At 71.0% G+C, this 8,415-nt stretch carries 6 protein-coding genes; all 6 read right to left on the bottom strand.

Annotation, left to right across the window (positions count from 1 at the left end):
* Window positions 1-438: 438 nt before the first annotated feature.
* Window positions 439-1,956 carry an ABC transporter substrate-binding protein gene (locus VQ03_RS02055; protein ID WP_048449187.1) on the bottom strand — a complete coding sequence of 506 codons (1,518 nt, stop codon included), beginning with the start codon at window positions 1,954-1,956 and terminating at the stop codon, window positions 439-441.
* 167 nt (window positions 1,957-2,123) lie between these two features.
* Window positions 2,124-2,555 (bottom strand): acyl-CoA thioesterase, encoded by a 432-nt coding sequence (locus tag VQ03_RS02050; RefSeq protein WP_048449186.1) that lies wholly within the window; start codon window positions 2,553-2,555, stop codon window positions 2,124-2,126.
* A gap of 144 nt (window positions 2,556-2,699) precedes the next feature.
* The gene (gene truB, locus VQ03_RS02045; protein ID WP_425350021.1) at window positions 2,700-3,737 is read right to left on the bottom strand and encodes a tRNA pseudouridine(55) synthase TruB; all 1,038 of its coding nucleotides are present in this window, start codon (window positions 3,735-3,737) and stop codon (window positions 2,700-2,702) included.
* 218 nt (window positions 3,738-3,955) lie between these two features.
* Window positions 3,956-4,363 carry a 30S ribosome-binding factor RbfA gene (rbfA, locus tag VQ03_RS02040; RefSeq protein ID WP_048449195.1) on the bottom strand — a complete coding sequence of 136 codons (408 nt, stop codon included), beginning with the start codon at window positions 4,361-4,363 and terminating at the stop codon, window positions 3,956-3,958.
* 168 nt (window positions 4,364-4,531) lie between these two features.
* Complete coding sequence (infB, locus tag VQ03_RS02035) at window positions 4,532-7,513, bottom strand: translation initiation factor IF-2 (RefSeq protein ID WP_048449185.1); 2,982 nt, start codon at window positions 7,511-7,513, stop codon at window positions 4,532-4,534.
* Between the two features lie 114 nt (window positions 7,514-7,627).
* A complete protein-coding gene (locus VQ03_RS02030) occupies window positions 7,628-8,407 on the bottom strand; it encodes an RNA-binding protein (protein WP_053078357.1) in 780 nt (259 codons plus the stop codon).
* Window positions 8,408-8,415 lie beyond the last annotated feature (8 nt).

Below are 8,415 nucleotides of genomic sequence, written 5' to 3'. Positions count from 1 at the left end.
CCAATCAGCTACAGATATGCGTGTCTCGTCTGGTCAGTCATCGTACGCAATGATACGTTTACGTGATTTCTACGGATCGTGTGAGTAGTATGTCATTTTTTTTTTTTAGATGTGTATAAGAGACAGCGATGACCCCTCCCCCCTCTGCGGGGGAGGGTGGCCCCCGGAGGGGGCCGGGAGAGGGGACGCCGCTTCCGGAGAGGTCGGGGACCGAGATGACAGGCGCCACCTGGATCAGCGTCGCGCTGCCCCTCTCCCGCCCGGCGCACGAGTGCTTCGCACTCGCAGCCGGGCACCCTCCCCCGCAGAGGGGGAGGGAAAAAGCCCGCGCCTTTTCTCGTTCCCGAGCATTTCTCGTTCCCAAGACAGAATTGCCGCCCGCGGGGAGAGGCGATGGGCGCATCCGTCATGTGAATCATGTCCAACAGATAGGTGCCCCTACTCCGTCCACCGCACCTCGGTCAGGTCGTTCGACGGCACCGGCTCGTTCGTCCAGAACCCGGTGAGCTTGGCCTTCCACACGCTGAGCTTCGGCAGCACGAACAGGAACAAGGCCGGCACGTCCTCGGCGAGGATCGTTTGTGCTTCGCCATAGAGCGTCAGCCGCGTCGCCTCGTCGGTGGCCGCGGCGGCCTTCGCCACCACGTCGTTGAAGGCCGGGTTCTTGTAGCCGAAATAGTACGGATCGTTGGAATAGATCGCGATGTCCATCGGCTCGGCATGGGCGATGACCGTCATGTCGAAGCTGCGGTCGCGCATCACCTCCTGCACCCACTTGGCCGGGAACTCGGTCGGCACGATCGTCATCGTCACGCCGACCTCGGAGAACATCGCCTGGAGGATTTCCGCCGTGCGGGTGGCGTAGGCCATCTGCGGCGACTTGAAGGTGAAGGTCAGGCCCTTGGCGTAGCCGGCCTCCGCCAGCAGCGCCTTCGCCTTCTTCGGATCGTAGGGGTAGACGCCGGTGAGATCCTTGTAGCCCGGGTCGTTCGGCGTGTAGTGGCTGCCGATGGCTGCGCCGTAGCCGGAATAGGCGCCCTCGATCAGGAGCTTGCGGTCGACCGCCATCATCAGGGCCTGGCGCACGCGCTTGTCGCCGAAGGGCTTTCCGGCATTGTTCATGCCGGCCACGACCTTCATCTCGGTCAGGCCCGGCTGCGCGATGAACGCCTTGTCCTTCTGGAACGCCCCGTAGAGCTCGGGCGCCGGCAGCAGCGGGAAGGCGTCGACGTCGCCGGCGCGCAAAGCCGCGGCCGCCGCCTGCGGGTCGCCGATGAAGCGGAACGTGACCTTGTCGAGATGGACCTTGCGGGCCTCGTCCCAATGGTCGGGGCTGCGCGTCAGCTCGACCCGGTCGCCCTTGCGCCAGGAAGCGAAGCGGAACGGCCCGGTGCCGATCGGATTGCTCTTCAGCCCGTCGCGGGACTTCGGCTCGACCATCACCGCCGCCGGCTGGCCGAGCCAGAACAGCAGGTTGCCGGAGGGCTTCGACAGGGTGAGGACGAGGGTCTGCGGGTCCGGCGCCTTCACGTCGGCGATGACCGCGTAGAGCGCCTTCTGCGGGTTGACCGAGCCCGGCGCCCGGATCGCGTCGAGGGCGAATTTCGCGGTGCCGGCGTCGAAGGGCTCGCCGTTGTGGAACTTGACGCCGGTCTGGAGCGCGAAGGTATAGGTCAGGCCGTCGGGCGAGATCGTCCAGTTGCTGGCGAGCTGCGGCTGCACCTTGCCGTCGCGGTCGATCCGGGTCAGGCCCTGGAACACGTTCTGCCACACCACCTGGCCGATCACCGTCGGGGCCGCGCTGGTGGGATCGAGGCCCGGGGGCTCCACCGGCATGCCGAGGACGAGGTCGGTGCGCGGGGCGGCACGGGCGATTTCCGGGACGACGAGCCCCGGAAGTGCGAACGCCGCCAGCAGGAGACCGGTCAGCAGGTGGCGGCGCGTGGGTGAAACCATGGGACCTCTCGATGAGCGTGTCGATCGGCCGCCTCTCCCGCGCGGCGCGATGATGTCCCAAGGAGATCAGGATTTTCGCGGCGGCCGCAACAGCGATCTGGCGGCGTCCCGGTGAGACCGGGACGATGCCGCGGCGGAGACCCACCTCGTCGCAACCCCTGCGATTTTCAGCCCCCCGGCGCCTCGACCACCAGCCGCGACGCCGCCTCCCCGGCCGCCCCGAGGGGTGCCGGCCGCCGCGTGTCCTTGGCCAGCAGCACGCAGACCGATTCCGCCTCGCCGGCCACCACGTCGCCGGTGAGGATGCGGTGGCGGAAGCCCAGCGAGGTGCGGCCGGTGCGGGCGAGCCAGGTCGCGGTGCGGACCCGGCCCGGATAGTGCAGCTCCGCCCGGTAATCGATGACGAAGCGGGCGATGACGAAGAAGGTGTCGGGGGTGAGCAGCGGGGTCAGGTGGGTGGCGAAGAACTGCACCCGCCCGCTCTCGCAGAAGGCGGCGAAGACCGCGTTATTGACGTGGCCGTTGGCATCCGTGTCGCGGTAGCGCAGCACGTCCTCGCTCCACAGCACCCGCGGATCGGTGTCGAATCCATCGGTCATCGCCCCCTGCCCTCTCTCCGATATCCGACCGATCGCGTGAGGCGATCCCGGCGGGATCGCCTCACGCGATGCGGAGATCGGCTTCGCTCGAACGCCGCGCGGGCTTGTGACAGGAAATCCGGAAGACGTCTTCCAGATTTCCCGTCAGCCGTTGCGCGGGGCGGTACCGCCGAGGTGGAAGACCCGGTGCGGCACCAGCTCGCCGCGCTCCACGTCGCCGACCGCCACCAGCACGCCGCCGCAGGTCGCGTAGGCCTTGCCCTCGGTGGGGGCGTCGCGGCCGCGCAGGATCACCGGCTGGCCGCGCATGAGCCGCATCGCCATGTCGCGGGAGACCGGCACGTGCGGCACGGCGTCGAGCGCCGTCTCGACCGGGCGGAGAACCGCCGCATTGGCCTCGGCCTCGGCGGCTTCCAGCGCCCCGATCGTGCAGGACTGGTCCTCGGCGAAGGGGCCGACGCGGGTGCGGCGCAGGGCCGAGACGTGACCGTAGCAGCCAAGCGCCCGGCCGAGGTCGCGGGCGATGGCGCGGACATAGGTGCCCTTGCCGCACTCGGCCTCGATCACGGTGCGCTCGGGCGTATGGGCGACGATCGCCAGACGGTCGATCTGCACGGGCCGGGCGACCAGCTCGACCACCTCGCCGTCGCGGGCGAGGTCGTAGGCGCGCTCGCCCTGGATCTTGATCGCCGAGTAGCGCGGCGGCACCTGCTCGATCGCGCCGACGAAGCGCGGCAGCATCGCCTCGACCTGCTCCTGCGTCGGCCGGTCGTCGGAGGTCGCCACCGGGCGGCCCTCCGCGTCGTCGGTGTCGGTCTCGACGCCCCAGGTGACCGAGAAGACGTAGGCCTTGCGGCCGTCCATCACGAACGGCACCGTCTTCGTCGCCTCGCCCAGCGCGATCGGCAGGATCCCGGAGGCGAGCGGGTCGAGGGTGCCGGCGTGTCCCGCCTTCTTGGCGTTGAGGGCGCGCTTGACCGCCGCGACCGCGTGGGTCGAGGTCATGCCGACGCCCTTGTCGAGGATCACCCAGCCGCTGATCTCGCGGCGCTTGGGCCGGTCGCCCGGCGGGCGGCCGCGGCCGCGCGGCCGGTCCTGGCGGGGGCCTCCGTCGCGGCCCTCGCGGGCGGGGCGGGTCGCCTGCGGCGCGGGCTCTGCGGGCTGATCCTCGTGCATCGTCATCCTGTGTCCGTTCTCGAACGGCGGTCGCCGCGGGACTGCCGCCCGCGTTGGTCCGTGCCGATCCTGCTTGTTCAAGTCGTCAGCCGGGCGCTGGTTCGGCGCGCCGGGCGCGTGTCCTAAGCAGACTTGCGTCGGCAAGCCAACGCTTCGTCAGCCTATGTTTTTGTTTCGCCGCAGATTTTTGCCGCAAAACCGGCAGCCACTTTTGCGAAATCCGCTTAGTCTTCGGAATCCGGCTCGGTTCCGAGATCGCGCTGGACCTTGTCGCTGCGCAGGAGCGCGTCGATGCGCGCCGCCTCGTCGAAGGTCTCGTCGCGGCGGAAGCGCAGGTCGGGGGCGAATTTCAGTGCCACCCGGCGGGCCACCTCCTGGCGCAGGACCTTCTTGTTGCGCTCCAGCGCCTCGATCACCGGGCGCTCGTCCTGGCCGCCGAGCGGCATGACGTAGGCCGTGGCGAGCTTGAGGTCCGGCGACATCCGGACCTCCGGCACGGTGATCACGTGCTGGCTCAGCACCGGATCCTGGATGTCGCCGCGGCTCAGCACCTCGGCGAGGGCGTGCCGCACGAGTTCGGCCACGCGCTGCTGGCGCTGCGAGGGGCCTGCGGATTCCTGGGATTTACGCACCATCGTCTCTCCGGGCTCGGACCGGGCCGCGGGGCGGCCTATGGCCGTTCAAGGCCCTCGCGGCTGTCATCCTGAACCGACGAGCCCGGGACGCTGGCGTCCCGGGCTCGCGGTATCCTCCTGGGCCGCCGCCATGACGGCGGACGGCCGATGGCAGCGGGATGCTCGTCAGAGCGTGCGACGCTCCTCGTGCACGATGTAGCACTCGATCACGTCGCGCGGACGCATGTCCTGGTAGTTCTCGAAGGCCATGCCGCATTCCTGGCCGGCCGAGACTTCCTTGGCGTCGTCCTTGAAGCGCTTGAGCTGCGAGAGCTTGCCCTCGTGCACCACCACGTTGTCGCGGATGAGACGGACATGGGCGCCGCGCTCGACCCGGCCGTCCTCGACCCGGCAACCGGCGATCTTGCCCACCTTCGAGACGTTGAAGATCTCGAGGATGCGCGCCTCGCCCAGGCGCTCCTCGCGGAGCGTCGGCGGGAGCAGGCCCGACATCGCCGCCTTCACGTCATCCACGAGGTCGTAGATGATGTTGTAGTAGCGGATCTCGACGCCCGCCCGCTCGGCGGCCTCGCGGGCCTCCTTGTGGGCGCGGACGTTGAAGCCGACCACGACCGCACCCGAGGCCTGGGCCAGGGTGATGTCCGACTCGGTGATGCCGCCGACACCCGTGTGCAGGATGCGGGCCGCCACCTCGTCGTTGCCGAGCTTCTCGAGCGAGCCGGCGATGGCCTCGACCGAGCCCTGCACGTCGCCCTTGATGACGAGCGGGAACTCCTTGCGGCCGGCGCCCTCCTTGAGGTCGCGCATCATGTCCATCAGCGTCCGGCCGGCACCGCTGCCGGTGGCCGCCGCGCGCTCGCGCTTCACGCGGGCCCGGTACTCGGTGACCTCGCGGGCCCGGGCCTCGTTCTCGACCACCGCGACGCGGTCGCCCGCCTCCGGCGTGCCGTTGAAGCCCAGCACCTCGACGGGAACCGAGGGACCCGCCTCCTTGGTGTTGCGGCCGGTATCGTCGACGAGCGCCCGCACGCGGCCCCACTCGGCGCCGGCCACGATGATGTCGCCGGTATGCAGGGTGCCGCGCTCGACGAGCACCGTCGCCACCGGGCCGCGGCCGCGGTCGAGCTTGGCCTCGATCACGGTGCCTTCCGCCGAACGGTCGGGGTTGGCGCGCAGGTCCAGGATCTCGGCCTGGAGGGCGAGGCCCTCCAGCAGCTCGTCGAGGCCGTCCTTGGTCTTGGCCGAGACCTCGAATTCGAGGGTCTCGCCGCCCATCGACTCGACCTGGATGTCGTGCTGGAGCAGCTCGTTGCGGACCCGCTGCGGGTTCGCGTCTGGCTTGTCGATCTTGTTGATCGCCACGATCAGCGGCACCTCGGCCGCCTTGGCGTGGGAGATCGCCTCGATCGTCTGGGGCATGACGCCGTCATCGGCCGCCACCACCAGCACCACGATATCCGTCACCTTGGCGCCGCGGGCGCGCATGGAGGTGAAGGCGGCGTGGCCGGGAGTGTCGATGAAGGTGATCTTGCCGCCGGACGGCGAGGTCACCTGGTAGGCGCCGATATGCTGCGTGATGCCGCCCGCCTCGCCGGAGACGACGTTGGCGTTGCGGATCGCGTCGAGCAGCGAGGTCTTGCCGTGGTCGACGTGGCCCATGATGGTCACGACCGGCGGACGCGGCTGGGTGTCGTCGTCGGTATCGGGCTCGTCGAACAGGCCCTCCTCGACGTCCGACTCCGCGACGCGGCGCACGGTGTGGCCGAGCTCCTCGGCGATGAGCTGCGCCGAATCCGAGTCGATCACGTCGGTGATCTTGTGGATCTGGCCCTGCTTCATCAGCATGCGGATGACGTCGACCGCCCGCTCGCTCATCCGGTTGGCGAGCTCCTGGATGGTGATCGTCTCCGGGATGACCACCTCGCGGGCCAGCTTCTCCTTCTGCTCCACCTGGCGGTGGCCGGTCAGGCGCTGGTTGCGGCGGCGGAACGAGGCGAGCGAGCGGGTCCGCTCCTCCTCGCCCGAGGTCGCGGTCGCGATCGTCAGGCGGCCGCGGTTGCGGTCGCCGCCCGGGGATTTCGGCGTCTTGGGCGGGGTGATGACCTTGAGCGGCATGCCGGGACGGCGGATGACCCGCTTGGTCTCGGCCTCCTCCTCCGCCGCGGCCGGACGGCCGGTGGCGGGGCGCGCCGCACCGGCGGCCGCCGGCTTCGCCGCCGCGGCGGCGGCGGGCGTCTCGGGCTTCGGCTCGGGCTTGGGCTCCGGCTTCGGCGCCGGGCGGGCCATGAAGTTCAGGTCGCGCGGCTTGCGGGCGTCGGCCGTCAGGGTGCGGCGCGGCTCGGCCGGGGCGCTCGGTCGGGTGATGCCCGTGCTCGGGGTCGCCGGACGGGAGCCAGCGGGAGCCGCCGGACGCGCGGAAGCACCGGCCGGAGCGCCCGGACGGGCGCCTGCGGCAGGACGGGCGCCGGCCGGAGCGGCCGGGCGAGCCGCACCCGCGGAAGCGGCCGGACGCGCGGCGGCCGGAGCCGCCGGGCGCGGGGCAGCGGCGGCGGGTGCCGCCGCGGGAGCCACGGGGGCAGCCGGAGCGGGAGCCGCGGCGGCGGCGCGGGCCGCATCCTCCTGGGCGCGGCGCTCGGCCTCCTCGGCGGCGCGGCGCTTGCGCGCATCCTCCTGGCGGCGGCGCTCCTCCTCCTCGTGCTTGCGGGCCTCGGCGGCCTCGCGCTCGCGGATCTCGGCGGCCTCGCGCTCGGCGCGGCGCTGAGCCTCCTCAGCGGCACGGCGACGCTCCTCCTCCTCGCGACGCTTGGCGTCGACGAGGGCGGCCATGCGGGCGCTCTGCTCCTGATCGCTCAGGGTGCGCAGGACGACGCCGGACCGCGCGGCGGCCGGGCGATCCTGGCGCGAGCCGCCTGGGCGGCCCTGCCCCTGGGGTGCGGAGCGCGCCTGGCTCGGCGCGGCTTCCTTCGGCGCGGCCGGGGCCGGCGCGCCGCCGGGGCGACGTTTCACCGTCTCGACCACGACCGACTTCGAGCGGCCATGGGAGAAGCTCTGGCGCACCGTACCCTGCTCGATCGGACGCTTCATCGACAGCGTCTTGGAGGGACCGGCATGCAACGTCTTGTCGCCCGGATTCTTCGTCTCACTCATTCAGTTCAGACCCTGGGGGTTCTCGTCCGTCCCGGGACCCGGCCTCCCGGCGGCCGCCTCCCATCGTGTTCCCGGGAGCGCGCCCACCACCTGGGCCGATCCCATTCGATTCACTCAACCACCGGCCTCCGGGGGGCCGGTCCGCAGCGATGTTCCACCATCCTGGACAGCGTCCGGGAGCGCCGCGTCGGAGCCCGGGGGCTCCGTTCCGGCCCGTCCCGACGTCGCCGTCCCGCCGCGGAAGACGTGGAGCCGACGCCAACGCGCGAGCAAGCCGGCAGTGCCGGCTCCCGCGACGAGGGCAGCGTGTATCACATGATCCCGGCCCAAGGCCATGTCCAATTCTTCACCGGACAGGTCGTCGATGACCGGGATCCTCGATATGGCATCGCCATAGCGCCTTCGCAATGCCTGGGCGAGCTTGCGCCGCCCATCGGCGCTCGCGTCGCTGGCATGAACCAGGGCCTTGACCCCGGTTTCGCTGTCCACCGCGCTCTCCACCTTGGTGAAGCCGGTGACGACGCAGCCCGCCTTGTTGGCGAGGGAAAAGCCCTGGCGCAGGTCGTCGCGCAACCCCGCCTCGATCACGTCCGCGAGATCGGGAGCGACGCGGGCGTCCTTCTGCCGGAAGGCGCGCTGGAACAGGCGCTTCTTCGCCGCCTCCGCCACCGCCGCCCGGGTCGCCGTGACCCAGGCGCCGCGGCCGGGGAGCCGGGCGCGCAGGTCGGGCACCACCTCGTTGTCGGGGCCGAGGACGAAGCGGATCATCCGGTCCGGCTTGCCCGCCTGCCGCGTGACCAGGCAGGTGCGCTCCGCGTTGGCGCGGCCGCGTCCGGCGCCGGCGTCGAGGACGTCCGGCGGCAGCGCATCCGCGTCGCGAGCGTCATCCTGCATGGTCGGGT

Origin of the sequence: Methylobacterium tarhaniae, from assembly GCF_001043955.1 — a bacterium.
Lineage (GTDB): Bacteria > Pseudomonadota > Alphaproteobacteria > Rhizobiales > Beijerinckiaceae > Methylobacterium > Methylobacterium tarhaniae.
The sequence above is the reverse complement of the archived record's forward strand: the minus strand, read 5'-3'. Positions and strand labels throughout refer to the sequence as shown.